The sequence below is a fragment of the Streptomyces similanensis genome (assembly GCF_039543625.1).
Taxonomy (GTDB): domain Bacteria; phylum Actinomycetota; class Actinomycetes; order Streptomycetales; family Streptomycetaceae; genus Streptomyces; species Streptomyces similanensis.
Map to the genome: position 1 here is coordinate 1 of NZ_BAABKC010000060.1, position 22,724 is coordinate 22,724.

Here is a 22,724-nt window from a genome sequence, read left to right on the forward strand (position 1 = left end):
GGGGCCGCCGGGCACGCCCGCGCCGTTGGTGCCGCCGGGCACGCCCGCTGCGGGGCCGCCGGGGGCGTCGTAACCGCCCTGGTCGGCCGGGCCGCCGCCTTGGCCGTTCTCCGTGAAGAAGGGCAGGTCGTCGCGGCGCGGCTCGCCGCCGGGGCGGGAGCCGCCGGAGAGCGGGCCCGCGGCCAGCGCCTCGGTCACGTCGAAGGAGCCGGTGCCGCCACCGTGGCCGGGGGCCACGGGACCGCCGGTGGCGCCGGGCAGTCCGGCGCCGTTGGTGGAGCCGTTACGGGCGCCGCCGGGCATGCTCATCGAGCCGACCACGCCGCCGGGACGCCCGCCGGACGCGCCCGGTGCGGCCGGACCGCCCGCCGGGGCCGCGGGGGCGGCGGGTCCGGGGCCGGCGAAGCCCGCCCCGGCGCCGTCGACGGCCGCGCCCGTGGCGCCGGGCAGTCCGGCGCCGTTGGTGCCGCCGCCGCCCTGACCGCCCTTGCCCGACTGGGGCTTGCGGGGCGCGAACCAGTCGCTGGTCGGCTTCTCGCCGGCGGGCGCGGCGGCCTCGGCGTCGCCGCCCGGCTCACCGGCGCCGCCGGGCACCGGGGCCCCGCCCGGCGCGGGCTGCTCGCCGCGAGCGCCCTGGACACCCTGGACGCCGTGGACGCCCTGGACGCCGTGGACGCCTTGGACACCCTGGATGCCGTCACCGACGGCCTGGGGCGCGCCGGAGCCCTTGGGCCCGCGCGAACCCCGAGCGCCGCCCGCGCCGTTGGCGCGCTTGGCGCCGCCCGGGCCCGGGGCGGCGTCGCCCTCGGCCTCGGTCGCGGCGCCGTTCTCGCCGACGGTCTTGCGCACGACCACGGGCGGAATCGGCCGGGAACCGGGGATGTTGATCCGGATCCGGGTCGTCAGCGTGGTCTCGGTCTTGCGTTCCTCCGGCTGCGTGGCCGAACGGCCCGCGTCCGCACCGTCGTCGGACCCCGCCGGAACGCCGTACGGCGGGGTACCCGAGGGGTAGGCGGCTCCGCCGCGCCCGTTGGGCCCGGAGGACGGAGTGTCAGTTTCACGACTCAAGGCAGGTTCTCCCGGTTGGCTCCGCCGCCCGTCACGACCTCACTCTGCGGGCAGCTCGGCGGCGCGCACCACCATACTGGCCGCTCCCCGCACCTATCCCGGGACCGCTGTGGAAAACCACACCGGACCCGCACGGGAGCGACGGGAAGAAGTGGTACGTCATTCACCAAGTCGGACGTCACGGCGGCCGCGGTTACCGTCCACGCCCCAAAGTGGCACAGATCACAGCCAATGCCATGCCGCCGAGCAGGAAGAGATAGGAGCCTCCGCCCGCCGCGAACAGGAAGTCCCCTTCCGGGCGACTGGCGGTCAGCAGCATGACGGCGATCAGCCAGCCGGCCGCGCCCGCCACCGCGCCGCCCCGGCCGCCGACGGCCCGCGCACCGCCCAGGAACAGCCCCGCCGAGCCCGCGAGGGCGAGCAGCAGCCCGCCCGGGAACCAGGCCGCCTGGAGCAGCGCGCCGGCGAGCCCGACGACCGCGCCCAGCACGAACAGCCCCAGGTAGGCGGCGGCCCGCCCGGCGGACGGCGGCCTGAGGGGCTGCGCCAGCAGCGGGCCCTCGGCGCTCTCGCGACGCGACGGGCTCACGACGCCGTCTCCTCGGCCCCGGCCGCGACGGCTTCCCCGGTCCGGGCTCCGGCCTCGACGCCGTCGAAGAGGTCGGTCAGCACGGCGCCGGTGTGATCGTCCCCACGCACCAGCTCGTAGTACTCGGTGGTGAACAGCGGTTGGGCCAGTCCGTTGGAGAGCGCGAAGCAGGCGTCGGCCGGCTCGATCTGGGTGGCGTGCACGCGCATCGCGGCGGTCTTGGCCGCGGCCCGCGCGGCGTCGCCCTCGATCCGGGCGGCGATCCGGTCGTCGGCGACGACGCCGGGCAGGTCGTCCACGGCGGCGCACTTCTCGAACGGCAGGCCGGGCAGCGCGTCGTGCAGCCGCTCGAAGGCCGCCTCCACGACGGAGCGCGGCATCCGGTTCCAGTACACCCGGGAGATCCGCCAGGGCTCGCCCAGGTCGGGCCGTACGGCGGGGTCGGCGGCCAGGTCCAGGGCGCGCATGGCGACGCGGTGGGCCTGGATGTGGTCGGGGTGGCCGTAGCCGCCGTTGTCGTCGTAGGTGACGAGGACCTGCGGGCGCACCTCGCGGATCACGGCGACCAGGTGTCCGGCGGCCTCGTCCAGGTCGGCCTGCCAGAAGCACTCCGGGTCGTCGTTGTCGGCCAGGCCCATCATCCCGGAGTCCCGGTACCGGCCGGCGCCGCCGAGCAGCCGGTGGTCGACGACGCCCAGCTCCCGCATCGCGGCGTCGAGTTCGGTGCGCCGGTGGGCGCCGAGCGCCGCCCCGGTCAGGTGCCGCAGCTCGGGCGGGATCACCTCGCCCAGCTCTCCCAGGGTGCAGGTCACCAGGGTCACCAGCGCGCCCTCGGCCGCGTACCGGGCCATGGTCACGCCGTTGTTGATCGACTCGTCGTCCGGGTGTGCGTGCACCAGCAGCAGACGCCGGGAGGGCAGTTCCGTCATGGCTCCACCCTACGAGGACCGGCCCCACCCCCGAGTACGGGAGCGGCGCTCAGCCGTCGCCCTCCTGGGCGAAGATCTCCTGGGCGGAGGGCGCGGTGACGGCGCGGGCGAGCCAGCGCCGCAGCAGCTCCGGGTCGTCGCACGCGGTGATCCGCCCGCGGAGGTCCTCGGGGACGTCGATGCCACGCGTCTCCAGCACGAGCAGGACGTCCTCGGCACCCCGCTGAGTGCGCCCCTCGGCGCGGCCCTCGGTACGGCCCTCGTCACGGAGCTCTTCCGACAGGTACGACTTGTAGAAGGAGAGGTCCACGGCCACCAGGTTCCTCCAGAGTTCCGCGGCCCGTCCTCAGGTCCTGGTTTCCTCGGTGCTGTCGTCCGGGTAGCGCGGCAGGCCGTCCGTCGGGATCGTCCAGTCGGCGATGGTGACGTCCTCGCCGTAGACGAAGTCCTTGCGGATGGCGTACCGGGGGCCCTCCGGTGTGGCGTGGATGTCGGTGAAGACGGCGCCGACGCCGGTACGGGGGTCGAAGATCGCGTAGACGGGGACGCCGATGAGCGGGTAGTCGCGCGTCTTCGCCACCCAGTCGTTCTCCGGGTTGGAGCGGGAGACCACCTCGATGGCGGCGACCAGGGTGCGCGGATCGAACGTCCCCGGCACGTCCATGTCCGCCCAGGAGATCACCATCACGTCGGGGCGTCGCATAATGCCCGCGACGGCGTCCTCCACATCCGGTTCCCCGGTGTGCGCGACGATGTCCTCCGGCATCACCCTCTCAAGGCGTTTCCGCAGGTGGAGGGTGGTCAGCTCGTGCGGACCGACGGGCGCCATCATGTCGTGGACGATCCCTTTCGCGGTGATCTCGAACTTGCCGGGGAGGGTGTCGTTCATCGACTGAACGGCATCCCGCATCGCCCGGTAGACGTGGGAGGGAGTGTGCGGCGCGCGGCCGGAGGCGGTGGTCATGCTGCTCGCTCCTCGTCTGTGCCCAGGGGCAAGGATCGTCACGTTCATGCTAGGCGGCCTCCAGGTCTTCGGTTCGGCAGTCGCGGCAGTGGCCCGGGTGTGGTGCGCGGAAAGCGCGGTCGTAGTGGTCGCAGGTCTGGAACGGGTGGCGTACGGGCGGCGGGGCGCGGAACGGGGGCGGCGGCGGCAGCTGGGCGGTGAGGCGGTGGGCCAGCAGCGCGGCCGGGCGGCGCAGTCCCTCGGGCGGCAGGTCCGCGAGGAGCTCGGCAGCCGCCTGGAGGAGCGCGGGGGCGGGGTGCGCGGGGCGCGGTACGGCGGGCAGCGGCCTGGGGGGCGTACGCCCCTCCCGGCTCTCGCCCTTCTCCCGCTGCGGGTGCGTCCCGCGCCGCTCGCGCGGCGGGTGGGGCTCGTGGTGGGCCGCGGCCGGCTGGTTGCAGGAGATCGTGCGGGTGACGATACGGCCGTCGGGGACGCGTTCGCGCCGGCGGCGCAGACAGCCGTGCGCCTCCAGCTCCCGCAGCGCCGCCGCGATCCGGGTCGCTCCCTCGGGGAACCGTGCGGTGAGGCTCTTGATGTCCACGCGGGCACCCGCCGGAAGTGACTGGAGGTGCACGCCGAGCCCGATCGCCAGCAACGACAACTCCCGGTGCTGGGCGAGGTGGTTGCCGATCACCGTGAAGCGGGCGGTGTGGCGGGTGTTGCGGTGGATGAGCCCGCCGGTGCGGTGGTCCTGGTTCGGGGGCTTGTCGCCCGTAGTACGGGCCTCGGCGTGCGGGGACGCGCTAGGGTTCTGGGTACCCATCGGGAAGGTCTCTCTTCCTCGGTGGTCAGGCCCTCGCACTGGGATTGCCGTCCCGGCGGGGGCCGTCTCATGTCTGCGGTTGTGCCGCTGAGCCTAGAGCCGCCGGGGGCCGCCGAAACCGCCAGAGCCGGATGTTCACCCACCCGAGTGAGCGCGGGCCACGGGCGGGAGGGGTGGGGTTTGGCAGGGTGCTTGCCCCGTCGTTCTTGGTCTTTCAGTCGCCGACGGCACCGGAGCGCGGGGAATCGGGTTCCGGTGGCGTCGCGTACGCCTCGGAGGCGTGACCCCGCCTCACGTCACGAGGACCCACACGCCCCCGGCGAGCACCGTGAGGAGCGGGCCGGCCGTCGCTCCCAGCAGGAGCATGCGGCTGTCCATCGCCAGGTCGCGGACGCCGGGGGCGTGGGCGAGGAGGATCAGCAGGGCCGCGGTGGCGACCACGACGAGGCAGGAGCAGGGGAAGAAGAGGCCGGAGCCGCCGCCCGCCGTGCCCCACAGGGTCGCCAGGCTGACGAGGAACGCCAGGAAGGCGAACGGCACCAGCGTGACGGCCCACAGCACGGCGGCCAGGACCACGACGAGCGGGCGCGCGCGGGGCCGTGCCGGCACCCGAGGGCCGTACAGCCGCGCGTACGTCCTGGGGTCCACCGGGGAGTCCTTCCGTCGTCGCCTCCGGAGGGAGATTCTGCCCGACCGGGCCGCGCCGGCCGTCGGGCGGACCCCAGGGCCGCTAGAACTTGATGCTGCCGATCATGCCCGCGATGTTGGTCGTGAGATCGCTGATCGTCGGTGCGATCGTCGATGAGGCCAGATAGAAGCCGAGCAGCATGCACACGATGGCGTGACCGGCTCTCAATCCGGACTTCTTGATCAACAAGAAGACGATGATCGCCAGCAGCACCACCGCCGAAATCGAGAGTGCCACGGCGGCTCACCTCCAAAGATCCCAGGACGCGGGGGGTGTCGGGGGTCGGACTATGGGGGCCAGTAACTCCACACAACGGGCACCACGTTCATACCCACTCTGCGCTATTGATCATAACTATCCGCACGCGCGCACCAGCCCGCGCACAGTCGTACAAGGGGGCGCATGGCCAATATGGTCAGGGCATGACGACAGAGCCTGTCTCCTTCCCCCGACGGCACGCCCGCACCCTGCGTTTCACCCTGGGCGCGCCGCGCGCGTTCACGGTCGCGCCCGACACCTCCCGCGTGGTGTTCCTGCGCTCCGACTCCGGTACGGACCGGGCGAATTCGCTGTGGGTCCTCGATCTGGCCGATCTCCAGGAGCGGGTCGCCGCCGATCCGCGCTCCTTGCTCGGCGGGTCGGGCGAGGACCTGTCGCCGGAGGAGCGGGCGCGCCGCGAGCGCACCCGGGAGGGCGGCGCGGGCATCGTGGGATATGCCACCGACACAGCCGTGGAGTTGGCGGCTTTCGCCTTGTCAGGGCGGCTCTTCACCGCCGAGTTGCGGGCCGCGACCACTCGCGAACTGTCGGTCACCGGACCGGTGATCGACCCGCGCCCGTCGCCGGACGGCCGGTACGTCGCGTACGTCGCCGGCGGGGCGCTGCGCGTGGTGGGCGCCGAGGGGGACGGCGACCGGGCGCTGGCCGCGCCGGAGGCGGAGACGGTCTCCTACGGGCTCGCGGAGTTCATCGCGGCCGAGGAGATGGACCGCACCCGCGGCTTCTGGTGGGCGCCGGAGTCGGACCGGCTGCTGGTGGCGCGGGTGGACGACTCGCCGGTGCGGCGCTGGTGGATCGCCGATCCGGCGCGGCCCGACCAGGCGCCCGGCCAGGTGCGTTACCCGGCGGCGGGCACCGCGAACGCCGAGGTACGGCTGTTCGTCATCGGTCTGAACGGGACACGGACGGAAGTGGACTGGGACCGGGACCGCTACCCGTACCTGGCACGAGTGCACTGGTCAGCGGCGGGTGCGCCGCTGCTGCTCGTCCAGGCGCGGGACCAGCGCAGTCAGCTGTATCTGGCGGTGGACCCGGACTCCGGCCGGACCCGGATGGTGCACGCGGACGAGGACCCAACTTGGCTTGATCTTTTCCCCGGTTCGCCGTGCTGGAGTCCCTCGGGACGGCTGGTGCGGATCGCGGACGAGGGGGGCGCACGGGTCCTGGCGGTCGGCGACCGGCCGCTGACCGGCGCGCAGCTGCACGTCCGGGCGGTTCTGGACGTCGGCGCCGACGACGTGCTGGTCTCCGCCTCGGCCGGTGCGGAAGCCGCCGCCCCGGAGACCGGCGAGGTGCACGTCTACCGGGTCAGCGAACTGGGCTGGGAGCGGGTGAGCCAGGAGGCGGGCGTGCACGCGGCGGTGCGCGCCGGGGGCGTGACCGTCCTGGTCACCGCCGCCCTCGATCGGCCGGGCGCCCGGGTGCGGGTGCTGCGGGACGGCAAGCACGTGGCGACGGTCGCCTCGCACGCGGTGGACCCCGGTCTCACCCCGCGCGTGACCCTCACCGAGGGGGGCGCACGGAAAATCCCGTGCGCCGTGCTTATCCCTACGGACTACCCGCGTGACACGGACAACGGGGCCGAACGGCCCTTGCTGCCGGTCCTGCTCGACCCCTACGGCGGCCCGCACGGCCCCCGCGTGGTCGCCGCGCACAACGCGCACCTGACCTCCCAGTGGTTCGCCGACCAGGGCTTCGCGGTGGTCGTCGCCGACGGCCGCGGCACCCCGGGCCGCTCCCCCGCCTGGGAGAAGGCCGTCCACCACGACTTCACGGTCACCCTGGACGACCAGATCGAGGCCCTGCACGACCTCGCCGAACGCCACCCGCTCGACCTCAGCCGGGTCGCCATCCGCGGCTGGTCCTACGGCGGTTACCTCTCCGCGCTGGCCGTGCTGCGCCGCCCGGACGTCTTCCACGCGGGCATCGCCGGCGCCCCGGTCACCGACTGGCGCCTGTACGACACCCACTACACCGAGCGGTACTTGGGCGACCCGGAGGCGGACGCGGCGGCGTACACGAGGAGTTCACTTGTCACCGACGACGGTCTGGCCGAGGCCGCCGAGCCGCATCGGCCGCTGATGATCGTGCACGGCCTCGCCGACGACAACGTGGTGGTCGCCCACGCGCTGCGGCTGTCCTCCGCGCTGCTCGCCGCCGGCCGGCCGCACGAGGTGCTGCCGCTGTCCGGGGTCACCCACATGACGCCGCAGGAACAGGTCGCGGAGAACCTGCTGCTGCTCCAGGTCGACTTCCTCAAGCGCTCGCTCGGCCTCGGCTGAGCCCCGCCGCACCCGCCGCGCACACGCCAACGGGCCGGGAGCGCATGCACTCCCGGCCCGTCCACGGCACCCGCACGGCCGTACCTTCCACAGACTGACGCGTCCGTATATCGGTGCCGCTTCGGCGACGTTGCCCGTGCGTTAACGCACGTTCTGCCGCTCCGCGGCGAACAGGCACGCCGAGTCGTGGGCCACCGGTCCCTCGGCGTACCGGAACTCCGCGGGCACCGCCAGCTCCGGCACCTCCAGGGCGCACCGCTCGCGGGCCTTGAAGCAGCGGGTGCGGAAGCGGCAGCCGGAGGGGACGGCGGCAGGGGAGGGCACGTCGCCGGTCAGGATGATCCGGTCGCGGTGCGCGCGGGCCTCGGGATCGGGCGCCGGCACGGCGGACAGCAGCGCCTGGGTGTACGGGTGCGTGGGGTGGTCGTAGATCTCGGTGTCGGTGCCGGTCTCCACGATCCGGCCGAGGTACATCACCGCCACCCGGTCGGAGATGTGCCGCACGATCGACAGGTCGTGCGCGATGAAGACGTACGACAGCTCGAACTCCCGTTGCAGCCGCTCCAGCAGGTTGATCACCTGGGCCTGCACGGAGACGTCCAGCGCGGAGACCGGCTCGTCGGCGACGATGACCTCCGGGCGCAGCGCCAGCCCCCGGGCGATCCCGATGCGCTGGCGCTGGCCGCCGGAGAACTGGTGCGGGTAGCGGTTGACGTACTCCGGGTTGAGGCCGACGACGTCCAGCAGTTCCCGCACCTTGCGCCGCCGGTCGCCCTTGGGGGCCGCCTCGGGATGGATCTCGTAGGGCTCGCCGATGATGTCGCCCACCGTCATCCGCGGGTTGAGCGAGGTGTACGGGTCCTGGAACACCATCTGGATGTTGCGCCGGACCGCCTTGAGGGCGCGCCCGGACAGCCGGGTGACGTCCTCGCCGCGGTAGCGGATCGTGCCCGCCGTCGGCCGCTCCAGGTGGCACAGCAGCTTGGCGACCGTCGACTTGCCGCAGCCGGACTCGCCGACGACGCCGAGCGTCTCGCCGCGGCCGAGGACGAAGTCCACCCCGTCGACCGCCCGGACGGCGCCGATCTGCCGCTTGAACAGGATGCCCTGGGTGAGCGGATAGTGCTTGACCAGCCCGGTGACCTCCAGGACGGGTTCGGCGGGTCCCGCGGGTTCGGCGGGCGCGGCGGGTCGGGCCGGCTCAGCCATCGAGGCACTCCCTCCAGAAGTGGCAGGCGCTCCCCCGCTCACCGGACACCTCGTACAGCGGCGGCACGTCCGTGCGGCACACGTCCCGGGCCATCGGGCAGCGCGGGTGGAAGGCGCAGCCGGGCGGGATCGCCTGAAGGCTGGGCGGCAGGCCCTTGATCGCGTACAGCTCGCGGCCCTTGTGGTCCAGGCGCGGGATGGAGTCCAGCAGGCCCCGGGTGTAGGGGTGCGCGGGGCTCTTGTAGAGGTCGTGGACGGGTGCCGTCTCGACGATCCGGCCGGCGTACATGACCGCGATCTTGTCGGCGACGTCGGCGACGACGCCGAGGTCGTGCGTGATCAGGATCAGGCCCATGTCGTACTCGCGCCGCAGCTCCGCGAGCAGGTCCATGACCTGGGCCTGGACCGTCACGTCGAGGGCCGTGGTCGGCTCGTCGGCGATGATCAGGTCGGGCTCCAGGGCCAGCGCCATGGCGATCATGATGCGCTGGCGCATGCCGCCGGAGAACTGGTGCGGGTAGTCGCCCACCCGCTGGGCCGCGGCCGGGATGCGCACCCGGTCCATCAGCTCGACCGCCTTGGCCCTGGAGTCCTTGCGGGACGTCCCGCGGTGCGCCCGGAACATCTCGCCGAGCTGGTCGCCCACGGTGAGCACGGGGTTCAGGGCCGACAGCGCGTCCTGGAAGATCATCGCCATCCCGGCGCCCCGGATCCGGCGGCGTTCCTCCTCCTTCAGCGTGAGCAGGTCCTGGTCCCGGAAGCGGATCTCGCCGCCGGTGACGCGGCCTGGCGGCGTGTCGAGGATGCCCATGACCGCCTGCGCGGTGACGGACTTGCCGGAGCCGGACTCGCCGAGCACGGCGAGCGTCTCGCCGGCGTCGACCGCGTAGCTGACCCCGTTGACGGCGTGGGCGGCGCCGTCGCGGGTGCGGAACTCCACGTGCAGATCGCGGACTTCGAGCAGCACGGCGCCGTCACCTCAGCTTCGGGTCGAGGGCGTCGCGCACCGCGTCGCCGAGCATGATGAACGCCAGCACGGTCACCGCGAGGGCCCCGGCGGGCCACAGCAGGGCGTGCGGGGCGTTGCGGACGTAGGGCGAGGCGGCGGAGATCTCGATGCCCCACGACACGCTCGGCGGCTTCAGTCCGACGCCGAGGTAGGACAGGGTCGCCTCCAGGGAGATGTAGGTGCCGAGCGCGATGGTGGCGACGACGATGACCGGGGCGACGGCGTTGGGCGCGATGTGGCGCAGCAGGATGCGGGTGTCGGAGGCGCCGAGGGCGCGGGCGGCCTGGACGTAGTCGTGCTGCTTGGCGGTGATGACCGAGCCGCGGGCGATGCGGTAGATCTGCGGCCAGCCCAGCAGCACGATGAACCCGACCACCGGCCAGACGGTGTTGCTGGTGACCACGGACAGCAGGACCAGGCCGCCGAGGACGACCGGGATGGCGAAGAAGACGTCGGTGACCCGGGAGAGCACGGCGTCCCAGCCGCCGCCGAAGAACCCGGCGAGCGCGCCGAGGACGGAGCCGAGGAGGGCGACGCCGAGGGTGGCGCAGACGCCGACGGTGACGGAGGCGCGGGCGCCGTGGACGGTGCGGGTGTAGACGTCGCAGCCCTGTCCGTCGAAGCCGAACGGGTGGCCGGGGCTCGGCCCGTCCTGCGCCCGGGCCAGGTCGCAGGTGAGGGGGTTGCCGGGGGCGATGAGGGAGGGCCAGACCGCGATCAGGACGAGGAAGCAGATGACCAGCGCGGAGAGCAGGAAGACGGGGTTGCGGCGCAGGTCGCGCCAGGCGTCCGACCACAGCGAGCGGGGCCGGTCCTCGGGTCCGGCGCCGTCGGGCCGGTCCGGTTCCCGCTCCAGGGTGGCGGCCTCGCTCGCCGCCAGGTCCATGCCGCCGCCCATGCCGGTGCCCGCGACGGCGTGTCCGGGCTCGTGGGGCTCCCGCGGGTCAGGCATAGCGGATCCTCGGGTCGAGTACGGCGTACAGGAGGTCCACGAGCAGGTTGGCGACCAGGAAGACCAGCACGAGGACGGTCACGAAGCCGACGACGGTCTGGGTGTTCTGGCGCAGGATGCCCTGGTAGAGCTGGTAGCCGACGCCGTGGATGTTGAAGATCCGCTCGGTGACGATGGCGCCGCCCATCAGCGCCCCGATGTCGGTGCCGATGAAGGTGACCACGGGGATGAGCGAGTTGCGCAGCAGGTGCCGCACGACGACGCGGCGGCGCGGCAGGCCCTTGGCGACGGCGGTGCGGACGTAGTCGGCGCGCCGGTTCTCGGCGATGGAGGTGCGGGTGAGGCGGGTGACGTAGGCGAGGGAGACGGAGGCGAGGACGAGACCGGGCAGGATCAGCTCGTCCAGGGGGGCGAGCGGGGAGACCGAGGGCCGGACCCAGCCCCACTTCACGCCGAGCAGCAGTTGCAGCAGCAGGCCGGTGACGAAGGTGGGCACCGAGATGACGACGAGGGTGGCGAGCAGGACGGCGGTGTCGACGGGGCGGCCGCGGCGCAGTCCGGTGACGACGCCGAGGGTGATGCCGATGACGATCTCGAAGACGATCGCGACCAGGGTCAGGCGGATGGTGACGGGGAAGGCGGTGGCCATCAGCTCGGTGACGGGCTGGCCGTTGAAGGCGGTGCCGAAGTCGCCGGTGAAGACGTTGCCCATGTAGGTCGCGTACTGCTGCCAGACCGGCTTGTCGAGGCCGAACTCCCGCTTGAGCTGGGCGGCGGTGGCCGAGTCGCAGGCGCGTTCGCCGCAGAGCCCGGCGACGGGGTCGCCCATCACGTTGACCATCAGGAAGATCAGCAGGGTGGCGCCGACGAACACCGGGATCATCTGGAGGAGTCGGCGGACGAGGTAGCGTGCCATGGCGGCTCAGCCCACCTCGATCTCGTTGTAGACGGGGACGCTGAACGGGTTGAGTGCCACGTGGCGCAGCCGGTCGGAGTAGCCGGCGCTGCCGTTCTGGTACCAGAGCGGGATGGCGGCCATGGCGTCCCGCACCACCTTCTCGGCCTGCTGGAACAGTCCGATCGCGGCCTTCTGGCCGGTCTCCGCGTTGGCCCGGTCGACCAGCGTGTCGAACCGCTTGTCGGACCACGTGCCGTCGTTGGAGGAGGCGTCGGTGTAGTACAGCGGCTGGAGGAAGTTCTGGATGAGCGGGTAGTCCATCTGCCAGCCGGCCCGGAACGGTCCGGGCATCCTGTGCTGGGAGATCTGGTTGCGGAAGTCGGCGAAGGTGCCGACCGGGTTGCCGACGCAGGCCCGGTCATCGCCCAGCGCGTTGTTGATGGAGTTGCACACGGCGTCCACCCACTCCTTGTGCGACCCGGTGTCCGCGTTGTAGGTGATCCGCACCTGGCCGCCGGGCAGTCCGCCGCCCTCCTGGACCAGCTTCCTGGCCTCGGCGGGCCGGTACTGGCAGGCGGCGCCGCACAGGCCTGCCTGGTAGCCGCCGTCGGCGCCGAGCACGGGCGAGGTCCAGTCGGTGGCCGGGGTGCGGGTGCCCCGGAAGAGGGTCCTGGTGATCTGGGCGCGGTTGATCGCCATGGACAGGCCGGTGCGGACCTTGCGCGCGCCGTCGGTGTTCCACGCCTTGTCGTAGTACGGGAAGGCGAGGGTCTGGAGGATGCCGGCGGGGGTGTTGATGTAGCGGCCGTCGAGGTCGGAGGCGACGTTCTTGAGCTGGCCGGCCGGGATGTCGTCGGCGAGGTCGAGGTTGCCGGCCAGCACGTCGGTGTAGGCGGTGTTGCTGTCGGTGTAGACCATGAGGGTGACGCCGTCGTTGCGGGCCTTGTCGGGGCCCGGGTAGCCGTCCCACTTCTTCAGGTACATCTGGGCGCCCTTGGTGTAGGACTCCACCGTGTAGGGGCCGTTGCCGACCGGCTTGTCCAGCCAGGCCCTGTGGTGGGTGAAGAAGGCGCGGGGCAGCGGGGCGAAGGCGGCGTAGCCGAGGGTGTCGGGGAAGGTGGAGAACTTCTGGCCCAGGGTGATCGTGAAGGTGCGCGGGCCGGTGACCTTCAGGCCGGAGAGGGTGTCGGCCCGCTGGGCGCCGCTGTCGGGGTGGACCTTGTCGTAGCCCTCGATGTAGCCGAAGAAGTACGCGTTCTTCTGGTTGTTCCTCAGGCTCGCGCCGTAGTTCCAGGCGTCCACGAAGGAGCGGGCGGTGACCGGTTCGCCGTCGCTGAACCGCCAGCCGTCCTTGACGGTGACGGTGTAGGTGCGCGAGTCGGCGGTGTCGATGCGCTCGGCGAGCATGTTCTCGGCGTGGCCGGTGCGCGGGTCGTAGCGCTTGAGGCCGCGGAAGATCATGTCGAGGACCTTGCCGCCCTGCACCTCGTTGGTGTTGGACGGCTCCAGCGGGTTCTGCGGGTCGCCCCAGGAGGAGCTGAGGACGCGGCCCCCGGCGGCGCCCGTGCCGCTCGTGCAGGCGGCGAGCGGCAGCAGGGCGGCCGCCGCAGCGCCCAGGGCCCGACGCACGCGCGTACGGCCACGCATGGGCGCCTCCTGGGGTGCTCCTGGGGTGCGGTGACAGACCTGTCCTCATATCAACAGACAAGCCGCATGTCGCACGCGTGCCGCACCGTTGCGGGCCGCCGCTTGAGCCGTACGGCGCAGCGATCGTTCAGCCGCCTTCAGCCGCCTCCGGCCGCCGTCCCGTCGGGCTGTTCGGCGGCCACCAGCTCGACCTCGTAGCCGTCCGCGTCGGTGAGGTAGCCCGCGTAGTGCCGCGGTCCGCCGGCGTGCGGGTAGCGGTCGGCGAACAGGGGCGACCAGCCGTGCGCGGGCGCGTCGCGCATCAGCGCGTCCACGTCGGCGCGGGCGCCCGCGTGGAAGGCCAGGTGGTTCAGGCCGGGCCGGGTCCGGTCGTGGCCGCCCGCGCTGAGCGCGGGCGACTGTTCGAGGACCAGGTAGGTGACGCCGTGCCGCCAGCTGCGGCCGTGCTCCCACTCCTGGTACGGCACATGGCCCAGGCGGCCCAGCAGCCAGCCCCAGGAGCGGGCCGCCCGGGGCAGGTCGGGGACCCAGAGTTCGACGTGGTGCAGCATCCGCTCGCCCTTCTCGCGGCCGCCGGAAAACGCCGGTTCCCGGCGCCTTGGTGAAGACGCCGGGAACCGGAACGAGGAAACCAGGAGATCACGCCGCGCCGACGACGTCCTTCTCCTCGGCGAAGTGGCAGGCCGACTCGTGGGCCGCCGGGGTGTCCACGCCCTTGAAGCGCTCGGGCACCGCCAGGAGGGGGACCTCCTTGGCGCACTTGTCCTCGGCCTTCCAGCAGCGGGTGCGGAAGCGGCAGCCCGAGGGCGGGTTGGCCGGGGAGGGCACGTCGCCGGTGAGGATGATCCGCTCGCGGTGCGCGCGGGCCTCCGGGTCCGGCACCGGGACCGCCGACAGCAGCGCCTGGGTGTAGGGGTGCGTCGGGTGGTCGTAGATCTGCTGGTCGGTGCCGATCTCGGCCATCTTGCCGAGGTACATCACGCCGACCCGGTCGGAGATGTGCCGGACGATCGACAGGTCGTGCGCGATGAAGAGGTAGGACAGGTTGAACTCGTTCTGCAACCGCTCCATCAGGTTGATGACCTGCGCCTGCACCGACACGTCCAGCGCCGAGACCGGCTCGTCGCAGATGATGATCTCGGGGTTGAGCGCGAGACCGCGGGCGATGCCGATGCGCTGGCGCTGACCGCCGGAGAACTGGTGCGGGTAGCGGTTGATGTACTCCGGGTTGAGGCCGACGACGTCCAGCAGCTCCTGCACCTTGCGGCGCCGGTCGCCCTTGGGGGCCACCTCGGGGTGGATGTCGAAGGGCTCGCCGATGATGTCGCCCACCGTCATGCGCGGGTTGAGCGAGGTGTACGGGTCCTGGAACACCATCTGGATGTTGCGGCGCACGGCCTTCAGGGCGCGCCCGGACAGCCGGGTGATGTCCTGGCCCTTGTAGAAGATCTCGCCGGCGGTCGCCTGCTCCAGGTTCATCAGGAGCTTGGCCACCGTGGACTTGCCGCAGCCGGACTCGCCCACGATGCCCAGGGTCTCGCCCTGGTACAGGTCGAAGGAGATGCCGTCGACGGCCTTGACCGCGCCGATCTGCTTCTTGAACAGGATGCCCTGGGTCAGCGGGAAGTGCTTGACCAGGTTGCGCACCTGAAGGATCGGCTCACCGCGCTGGGCCGGGGCTTCGAGCACCTCGACCGCCTCCGTCTCGGAGGCCACCTCGACGGCTTCCACCTTGGAGACGTTCGGCGTGGCGTCGTCCTTGGGCTCTTCGTCCTTCGCGAGCTTGGTGGGCTCAGCCATGGATCGTCTCCTTCCAGAAGTGGCAGGCGGAGTGACGGCCGGGCAGCTCCGTGCCGTCCAGCTCGGTCACCGGCACCAGCGGCGGTACGTCGGTGCGGCAGACGTCCTGCGCCATGGCGCAGCGCGGGTTGAAGGCGCAGCCCGGCGGGATCGCCTGGAGGTTGGGCGGCAGGCCCTTGATCGCGTACAGCTCCTGGCCCTTGTGGTCCAGGCGCGGGATCGACTCCAGCAGGCCCTTGGTGTAGGGGTGCGCGGGCCGCTTGTACAGCTCGTGCACGGGGGCCGTCTCGACGATCCGGCCGGCGTACATGACCGCGATCTTGTCGGCGACGTCGGCGACGACGCCGAGGTCGTGCGTGATCAGGATCAGGCCCATGTTGTACTCGCGCTGCAACTCCGCGAGCAGGTCCATGACCTGGGCCTGGACCGTCACGTCGAGGGCCGTGGTCGGCTCGTCGGCGATGATCAGGTCCGGTTCCAGGGCCAGCGCCATGGCGATCATGATGCGCTGGCGCATGCCGCCGGAGAACTGGTGCGGATAGTCGCCCACCCGCTGGGCCGCGGCCGGGATGCGCACCCGGTCCATCAGCTCGATCGCCTTGGCCTTGGAGTCCTTGCGGGACATGCCCTGGTGGACGCGGAACATCTCGCCGAGCTGGAAGCCCACCGAGAGCACCGGGTTGAGCGAGGACAGCGCGTCCTGGAAGATCATCGCCATCTTGGCGCCGCGCAGCTTGCGCCGCTCGCTCTCCGGCAGGCGCAGGATGTCCTGGCCCTGGAAGAAGATCTCGCCCTTGGCGATCCGTCCGGGCGGGCTGTCGAGGATGCCCATGATCGCCTGCGCCGTGACGGACTTGCCGGAGCCCGACTCACCGAGCACGGCGAGCGTCTCGCCCGCGCTGACGCTGTAGTTGACGCCGTTGACCGCCTTGGTCACGGAGTCGCGGACCGCGAACTCGACGTGCAGGTCGCGGACTTCGAGGAGCGGTGCGGCCCCGTCCGCCCCGGCGTCAGTGGGAGCCATCTCCAGGCTGGTCATGCCGTCACCTTCATCATGCTTGGTCACTGGGGTACGACTCATGGCGGCGCCTCACCGCATCTTCGGGTCGAGCGCGTCGCGCAGACCGTTGCCCAGCAGGATGAAGCCGAGCGCGGTGATGACGATCGCGAGGCTCGGGTAGGTCCACATGAAGTCCTTGACGCCCATGAAGTTGCGGCCCGCGGAGATCATGTTGCCCCACTCGGCGACCTCCGGGTCGACGCCGACGCCCAGGTAGGACAGCGACGCCTCGGCCACGATCGCGATGCCGACGTTGCTCGTGCCGTACACCAGCACCGAGGTCAGCGAGTTGGGCAGGATGTGCTTGCGGATGATCCGGCCCTGGCCGGCGCCCAGCGCCTTGGCGGCGTGCACGAAGTCCATCTCGCGCACCGACAGGACCTGGCTGCGCAGCAGTCGGGCGAAGGTCGCCCAGGTGAAGATGCCCAGCGAGAGCACGACGGGCAGCACGCCGCGGCCCATCAGCAGGATGATGACGATGGCGCCGATCAGCAGCGGGAAGGCGAAGAAGACGTCCGCGACACGCATGATCACGGTGTCGACCCAGCGGCCGTAGTAGCCGGCCAGGGCGCCGAGGGTGACGCCGATGACCAGGGCGACCAGGATCGAGGCCATACCCACGATCACCGCGATGCGGCTGCCGTAGATGAGGCGGGAGAGCTGGTCGCGGCCGAGGGCGTCGGTGCCCAGCCAGTGGGCGCCGCCCGGCGACTGGAGGGTCTGGGTGAGGTCCTGCTTGAGCGGGTCGTGCGGCGCGAGCAGCGGGGCGAAGATCGCCACGAGGATCAGCACCGTGATGATCGCCAGACCCACCACGGCCAGCTTGTTGGCGAAGAAGCGGTGCCGGATGTCGGTCCACTGGCTGACCCTGGCGACGCTGGGTTCAGCGCCCGGGGCCGCCGGGACGGGACCGGCCGCCGTCGGCTCGCCCGTGCCCGAGACGAGTTCGGTCATTGTGTGACTCCTAGAGGGGAACGACCCTGCGGGTCAGGCAAGGCGGATACGCGGGTCGAGGGCGGCGTACAGCAGGTCGACGACCAGGTTCAGCACGACGAAGACCGCCACGCCGATCGTCACCACACCCACGATGATGGGGTTGTTGTTCTGCTGGATCGCCTGGATGAGCGCGAGACCGATGCCGTTCCAGTTGAAGATCGTCTCAGTGATGATCGCGCCGCCGAGCAGACCACCGAAGGAGATGCCCAGGTAGGTGATCACCGGGATGACCGAGTTCCGCAGGATGTGCCGGGTCAGGACCGTACGGCGCGGGAGGCCCTTGGCGACCGCCGTCTTGACGTAGTCGGCGCGCAGCACCTCCAGCATCGTGCTGCGGGCGAGCTGGGCGACGAGCGCCGCGTCGATGATGGCGAGGGTGAAGGCCGGCAGGATGATGCCCTCGAAGCTGTCGCCCGCGATGAGCGGGAACCAGTCCAGCTCGATCACGAACACGCGCTGCATGATCATGCCGAGCACGATCGAGGGCACACCGATGGCCAGGGTCGTGATGAAGGTCGCCGACACGTCCCAGATCGAGTATCTGCGCATGGCGGCCAGGACACCGACCGAGATGCCGATGACGATGTCGATGATGATCGCCGCGACCGCCAGCTTGGCGGTGTTCTCCAGCTTCGGGCCGAGGATCTCGGTGACCGGACGGCTCTGCGTGTAGTCCGTGCCGAGGTCACCGGTGACCAGCTTGCCGACGTAGGTGCCGTACTGGACCACCAGCGGCTTGTCGAGCCCGTACTGCTTGTGCAGCTGCTCGATGACCGCCGGGTCGCGCGCCTTGTCGCTGCCCGCGATCTGACCCACCGGGTCGCCCGGGAGCACGAACAGGCAGGCGAACAGAATCATCGTCGCGCCGAGCACGACGACGACCAACTGGCCCAGCCTGCGGACCACATACCTTCCCATGACTGCCTCTCTGCCTCGCTGCCTCTTCCTCAGCAGCTCCCTCGCCCCGGAATGTGGGGGTGGGGTGGGGGCGGGAACGGCGGATCACACCGCTCCCGACGGTCGTCGAGGGTCGTGGCGTCCGAACAGGCTGCTCGGACCCCACGACCCCCGGTTGCCGGATTCCGCGCGGAGCGCGGCGAACCCGTTACTTCATGCTGATCTCAGCGAGGTTCGGGTCCTCGTGGAAGTCCATCTTCAGACCGGCGTACTTCTTGGTGTTGGCGAGACGCAGCTGGGTGCGGTTCCACAGCGGGATCAGGGCCATGTCGTCCAGGGCGACCTTCTCGGCCTGCTTGTAGATCGCGTTGCGGCCGGCCTGGTCCTCGGTGCCGCGCGCCTGGCTGAGCAGGTCGTCGAACTTCTTGTTGCTGTAGCGGGCCCGGTTGTCGCCGGTGACCTTGCCGTTGGCGTCCTTGTTGATGGACGCGGTGTCCAGCAGCGGGTACAGGAAGTTGTCCGGCGTCGGGTAGTCGGCGCCCCAGGCGAAGCGGTACATGCCCGTCGCGCCCGGCTTCTGCTGGTCGGCGAGCAGCTCGGCGAACGGCTTGCCGGTCGACTTCACCTTGACGCCGAGGACGTCCTCGACCTGCTGCTTGACGGCCTGGACCCACTCCTCGTGACCGGCGCCCGTGTTGTACGCGATCTCGATGGTGGTGCCCGGCTTCAGACCGCCCTCGGCGGCGAGCTGCTTGGCCTTGGCCTTGTCCTGCTTGATGCAGGAGGTGCACAGGTCCTTCTGGTACACGTCCGTGAAGGAGGGCGGCAGGATCGTCGTCGACTTGGTGTACATGCCCTGGAAGACGCCCTTGATGATGGCGTCGCGGTCGATCGCGTAGGAGACCGCCTCACGGGCCTTGACGTTCTTGAGCGGACCGTTGTCGGTGATCGGCATGAGGTAGTTCATGCCGCTCATGTCCTGCTGGATCCACTCGCCCTGCGGGTCGTACTTGGCCTTGGCGGCCGGCAGCTGCGGGGTGGGCATACGGGCCCAGTCGTACTGGCCCGACTCGAAGCCCTGGTACTCCAGCGTGACGCCGTTGGCGGAGTTCAGGATGTCGATCTGCACCTTGTCCAGGTGGGCCTTGGTCAGGCCGTAGTCGTCGTTGCGGACGAGCGTGATCGACTTGTTGTGCTCCCACTTGCCCTGCATCTTGAACGGGCCGTTGCCGATGGGGGCTTCGTTGTACGCCTTGTTCTTCGCGTCGCCCGCGACCTTCGGGACGGGGCTGAAGACCGTGTGCGTGGTCTTGATGTAGAACTCGAAGTCCGGGGCGGACAGCTTCACCTGAAGGGTGTACGGGTCCGGGGCGCTCAGACCGGACATGGTCGTCGCCTTGCCGGACTGCGCGTCGGCGAAGCCCGCGATGCCGGCCATGTGGTACGCCACGTCGGACGCCGCCGTCTTGACCGCGACGCGGTTCCAGCCACGGATGAAGGACTCGGCGTCAACGGCCTCGCCGTTGGAGAACTTGGTGCCCTTCTTGATGGTGAAGGTCCAGGTCTTGCCGTCCTTGCTGACCTTCTTCGACGTGGCGAGCGCCGCGTCGACCTTGCCGTCGGCGGTCGGCTCGTACAGCCCCGTGAAGAGGTTGTCCGTGACCAGGGTGCCCTCGGACTCCTGGGCGTTGTACGGGTCGATGGCCACCGGCTCCGTGATGCCCATCCGGAAGGTGCCACCGGCCTTGCCGGATCCCTTGCTGCCGCCATCGTCGTCGCCGCCTCCGCAGGCGGTCGCCGCCAGAGCTATGACGATCGCACCCGCGACCCACTTGGCGCTGCTGGCACCACGCATGGGTTCCTCCTCTGAGTCCTTATGTTCACCACAAGAGGGAACACACGACATCCCACGGCCACGAAGAACGGGGAAGGTCAAGTGCACCCGCAACGCTCGTGAGTCGGCGCCTCCTGCGGCGCGTGACTCGTCGACCCGAGCTCTACGCGCCTAACTATCTGCCATCGCCTCACTGACAGACCACAGTCATTTGGTCTCGTTTCGATCACACCTGACGTCTACTTCTTCCAAAATCCGGACAAACGGTTTCGCGAAAGATGCCTGCGAAACGGACTTGTTACACAAGTATCGGAGTCCGGTGTCCGAATAGCGGACACGCTGAAGTGATATCAGTTGCGCTCGGCGACGGAGAGTGCTTCCTCGACGGCGTGAGCCGGGCAAACCGGGGCAGATGACTGCCTCAGGTCGCCCATATCCGGCCAACCGTACCGCCGCGATGTCGCGTGCGCGCCCATACATGGGGCTCACACCTGTTCCCTAGGGAAAACCCTCTATGCCCCTGTCTCCGCCCCGGCCGGCGCTCATCGCGGAGGCGACGGGTCCATAAGGCGGTCGTGATCGCGCCATATAAGAGGGAGGCCGCGCTCACTCCAGGAAGGCGGCCGCGATCACTCCCCCGGAGAACCGGGGAAAGGGACTCCGGCAGGGGCGGGAGCGGGCCGGGGGGCGTGCGCAGGCGGCACGTGCGGGGCACCCCGTACCATGGGGTGAGGCCGTGGCGTGTTTGCCCGGCAGGGCGCGTGTACCGAGGACGTACGCGCAGCCGTCCGCACACTCCGGGAGTACGCCTCACTATGGCCACGCGCCACGACATTCGAAACGTAGCCATCGTCGCCCACGTCGACCACGGCAAGACGACCATCGTCGACGGGATGCTGAAGCAGGCCGGCGCCTTCGCCGCGCACCAGCTCGACTCGGTCGACGACCGCATGATGGACTCGAACGACCTGGAGCGTGAGAAGGGCATCACGATCCTCGCCAAGAACACGGCGGTGAAGTATCACCCCAAGGACGGCGGGGACCCCATCACGATCAACATCATCGACACCCCCGGCCACGCCGACTTCGGCGGCGAGGTCGAGCGCGGTCTGTCGATGGTGGACGGCGTCGTGCTGCTCGTCGACGCCTCCGAGGGCCCGCTGCCGCAGACCCGCTTCGTGCTGCGCAAGGCCCTCCAGCAGCGACTGCCCGTCATCCTGTGCATCAACAAGACGGACCGTCCGGACTCGCGCATCGACGAGGTCGTCAACGAGACCTACGACCTCTTCCTCGACCTGGACGCCGACGAGGAGCAGATCGAGTTCCCGATCGTCTACGCCTGCGGCCGTGACGGCATCGCCTCGCTGACCAAGCCGGACAACGGCACGGTCCCGGCCGACAGCGACAGCCTGGAGCCGTTCTTCTCCACCATCCTGGAGCACATCCCGGCCCCCACCTACGACGAGGCGCTGCCGCTCCAGGCCCACGTCACCAACCTCGACGCGGACAACTTCCTCGGCCGTATCGCGCTGCTGCGCGTGGAGCAGGGCGAGCTGCGCAAGGGCCAGACGGTCGCGTGGATCAAGCGCGACGGCTCGATCAGCAACGTGCGCATCTCCGAGCTGATGATGACCGAGGCGCTCACCCGCAAGCCCGCCGAGAAGGCCGGCCCGGGCGACATCTGCGCCGTCGCCGGCATCCCCGACATCATGATCGGCGAGACGCTGGCCGACCCGGAGAACCCGGTCGCGCTGCCGCTGATCACGGTGGACGAGCCCGCGATCTCCATGACCATCGGCACCAACACCTCCCCGCTGGTCGGCCGCGGCGGCACCGGCAAGGGCGCCGACGCGAAGGCGGCCGTCAAGGACCGCAAGGTCACCGCCCGCCAGGTCAAGGACCGCCTCGACCGCGAGCTGATCGGCAACGTCTCCCTGCGCGTCCTGGACACCGAGCGTCCCGACGCCTGGGAGGTGCAGGGCCGCGGTGAGCTGGCGCTCGCCATCCTGGTCGAGCAGATGCGGCGCGAGGGCTACGAGCTGACCGTCGGCAAGCCGCAGGTCGTCACCAAGGACGTCGACGGCAAGGTCCACGAGCCGGTCGAGCGCATGACGATCGACGTGCCCGAGGAGCACATGGGCGCGGTCACGCAGCTCATGGGCGTGCGCAAGGGCCGGATGGACAACATGTCCAACCACGGCTCGGGCTGGGTGCGCATGGAGTTCGTCGTCCCCTCGCGCGGTCTGATCGGCTTCCGTACCGAGTTCCTGACCCAGACCCGCGGCACGGGCATCGGCCACTCCATCCACGAGGGCTTCGAGCCCTGGTTCGGCAGCCTGACGACCCGCAACAACGGCTCCCTGGTCGCCGACCGCTCCGGCGCCGTCACCGCCTTCGCGATGACGAACCTCCAGGAGCGCGGCGTGCTCTTCGTGGAGCCGGGCACCGAGGTGTACGAGGGCATGATCGTCGGCGAGAACTCCCGCGCCGACGACATGGACGTCAACATCACCAAGGAGAAGAAGCTCACCAACATGCGGTCGTCCTCGGCCGACTCGTTCGAGGCGATCGTCCCGCCGCGCAAGCTCTCCCTGGAGCAGTCCCTGGAGTTCTGCCGCGACGACGAGTGCGTGGAGGTGACCCCGGAGGCGGTCCGCATCCGCAAGGTCAACCTGGACGCCCGCGAGCGCGCCCGCGCCGCGAGCCGTGCCAAGCACGGCTGACGCACGGCCGTTCCCGCGTGACGCGAACGCCGCCCGGGGAGACTTCCGAGTCTCTGCGGGCGGCGTTCGCCGTGTCCGGGGGTGCTTATGGGGGTGGG

Annotated in this window: 19 protein-coding genes and 2 pseudogenes; 2 read left to right on the forward strand and 19 right to left on the reverse strand. The window is 70.8% G+C overall.

Annotated elements, in window-relative coordinates:
- From ABEB07_RS21075 to ABEB07_RS21110, 8 genes and pseudogenes are all read right to left on the reverse strand, one after another.
- Positions 1 to 1,068: pseudogene (locus ABEB07_RS21075) on the reverse strand (hypothetical protein); the annotation flags it as partial.
- 193 nt (positions 1,069 to 1,261) lie between these two features.
- Entirely contained in the window at positions 1,262 to 1,657 is a 396-nt protein-coding gene (locus ABEB07_RS21080; protein WP_164584551.1) for a DUF6113 family protein, read from the reverse strand.
- On the reverse strand, positions 1,654 to 2,586 hold the full coding sequence (gene mshB / locus ABEB07_RS21085; protein WP_345669791.1) for an N-acetyl-1-D-myo-inositol-2-amino-2-deoxy-alpha-D-glucopyranoside deacetylase: 933 nt from the start codon (positions 2,584 to 2,586) through the stop codon (positions 1,654 to 1,656). The genes ABEB07_RS21080 and mshB overlap by 4 nt, the downstream gene beginning before the upstream one ends.
- A 49-nt stretch (positions 2,587 to 2,635) precedes the next feature.
- Positions 2,636 to 2,926 (reverse strand): annotated as a pseudogene (locus tag ABEB07_RS21090) (hypothetical protein); the annotation flags it as partial.
- 6 nt (positions 2,927 to 2,932) lie between these two features.
- Positions 2,933 to 3,550, reverse strand: coding sequence for a Uma2 family endonuclease (locus ABEB07_RS21095; protein ID WP_345669792.1), 618 nt, complete (start codon positions 3,548 to 3,550; stop codon positions 2,933 to 2,935).
- 49 nt (positions 3,551 to 3,599) lie between these two features.
- Entirely contained in the window at positions 3,600 to 4,352 is a 753-nt protein-coding gene (locus tag ABEB07_RS21100; RefSeq protein WP_345669793.1) for a helix-turn-helix domain-containing protein, read from the reverse strand.
- A 291-nt stretch (positions 4,353 to 4,643) separates the two neighbouring features.
- Positions 4,644 to 5,000: a hypothetical protein gene (locus tag ABEB07_RS21105; RefSeq protein ID WP_345669794.1), complete on the reverse strand. Its 357-nt coding sequence runs from the start codon at positions 4,998 to 5,000 to the stop codon at positions 4,644 to 4,646.
- A gap of 82 nt (positions 5,001 to 5,082) precedes the next feature.
- The gene (locus ABEB07_RS21110; protein ID WP_164584556.1) at positions 5,083 to 5,277 is read right to left on the reverse strand and encodes a hypothetical protein; all 195 of its coding nucleotides are present in this window, start codon (positions 5,275 to 5,277) and stop codon (positions 5,083 to 5,085) included.
- A gap of 185 nt (positions 5,278 to 5,462) precedes the next feature.
- Here ABEB07_RS21110 and ABEB07_RS21115 point away from each other — a divergent pair, with 185 nt between their 5' ends.
- Positions 5,463 to 7,601: a S9 family peptidase gene (locus ABEB07_RS21115; protein ID WP_345669796.1), complete on the forward strand. Its 2,139-nt coding sequence runs from the start codon at positions 5,463 to 5,465 to the stop codon at positions 7,599 to 7,601.
- A gap of 141 nt (positions 7,602 to 7,742) precedes the next feature.
- On the opposite strand, the gene ABEB07_RS21120 is transcribed toward ABEB07_RS21115, so the two are convergent.
- The 11 genes from ABEB07_RS21120 to ABEB07_RS21170 form a co-directional block, all read right to left on the reverse strand.
- A complete protein-coding gene (locus ABEB07_RS21120) occupies positions 7,743 to 8,810 on the reverse strand; it encodes an ABC transporter ATP-binding protein (RefSeq protein ID WP_345669797.1) in 1,068 nt (355 codons plus the stop codon).
- Positions 8,803 to 9,777 carry an ABC transporter ATP-binding protein gene (locus tag ABEB07_RS21125; RefSeq protein ID WP_345669798.1) on the reverse strand — a complete coding sequence of 325 codons (975 nt, stop codon included), beginning with the start codon at positions 9,775 to 9,777 and terminating at the stop codon, positions 8,803 to 8,805. Before ABEB07_RS21125 ends, ABEB07_RS21120 begins: the two co-directional genes overlap by 8 nt.
- A 7-nt stretch (positions 9,778 to 9,784) precedes the next feature.
- Positions 9,785 to 10,771, reverse strand: coding sequence for an ABC transporter permease (locus ABEB07_RS21130; RefSeq protein WP_345669799.1), 987 nt, complete (start codon positions 10,769 to 10,771; stop codon positions 9,785 to 9,787).
- Entirely contained in the window at positions 10,764 to 11,687 is a 924-nt protein-coding gene (locus tag ABEB07_RS21135; RefSeq protein WP_164584561.1) for an ABC transporter permease, read from the reverse strand. The genes ABEB07_RS21130 and ABEB07_RS21135 overlap by 8 nt, the downstream gene beginning before the upstream one ends.
- Positions 11,688 to 11,693: 6 nt before the next feature.
- Positions 11,694 to 13,316, reverse strand: a complete 1,623-nt coding sequence (locus tag ABEB07_RS21140) for a peptide ABC transporter substrate-binding protein (protein WP_345669800.1) — start codon at positions 13,314 to 13,316, stop codon at positions 11,694 to 11,696.
- Positions 13,317 to 13,453: 137 nt separating this feature from the next.
- Positions 13,454 to 13,867, reverse strand: coding sequence for a VOC family protein (locus tag ABEB07_RS21145; protein WP_176150366.1), 414 nt, complete (start codon positions 13,865 to 13,867; stop codon positions 13,454 to 13,456).
- 88 nt (positions 13,868 to 13,955) lie between these two features.
- Positions 13,956 to 15,116 carry an ABC transporter ATP-binding protein gene (locus tag ABEB07_RS21150; protein ID WP_164584564.1) on the reverse strand — a complete coding sequence of 387 codons (1,161 nt, stop codon included), beginning with the start codon at positions 15,114 to 15,116 and terminating at the stop codon, positions 13,956 to 13,958.
- Complete coding sequence (locus ABEB07_RS21155; RefSeq protein WP_345669801.1) at positions 15,109 to 16,155, reverse strand: ABC transporter ATP-binding protein; 1,047 nt, start codon at positions 16,153 to 16,155, stop codon at positions 15,109 to 15,111. The genes ABEB07_RS21150 and ABEB07_RS21155 overlap by 8 nt, the downstream gene beginning before the upstream one ends.
- Positions 16,156 to 16,206: 51 nt before the next feature.
- The gene (locus tag ABEB07_RS21160) at positions 16,207 to 17,130 is read right to left on the reverse strand and encodes an ABC transporter permease (RefSeq protein ID WP_176150364.1); all 924 of its coding nucleotides are present in this window, start codon (positions 17,128 to 17,130) and stop codon (positions 16,207 to 16,209) included.
- A 33-nt stretch (positions 17,131 to 17,163) separates the two neighbouring features.
- Positions 17,164 to 18,090, reverse strand: a complete 927-nt coding sequence (locus ABEB07_RS21165; protein WP_239146397.1) for an ABC transporter permease — start codon at positions 18,088 to 18,090, stop codon at positions 17,164 to 17,166.
- A gap of 187 nt (positions 18,091 to 18,277) precedes the next feature.
- Positions 18,278 to 19,924: a peptide ABC transporter substrate-binding protein gene (locus tag ABEB07_RS21170; protein WP_345669802.1), complete on the reverse strand. Its 1,647-nt coding sequence runs from the start codon at positions 19,922 to 19,924 to the stop codon at positions 18,278 to 18,280.
- Positions 19,925 to 20,718: 794 nt separating this feature from the next.
- Between ABEB07_RS21170 and typA the strand changes: the two genes are divergently transcribed.
- On the forward strand, positions 20,719 to 22,626 hold the full coding sequence (gene typA / locus ABEB07_RS21175) for a translational GTPase TypA (RefSeq protein WP_164584568.1): 1,908 nt from the start codon (positions 20,719 to 20,721) through the stop codon (positions 22,624 to 22,626).
- The last annotated feature ends 98 nt before the right edge of the window (positions 22,627 to 22,724 follow it).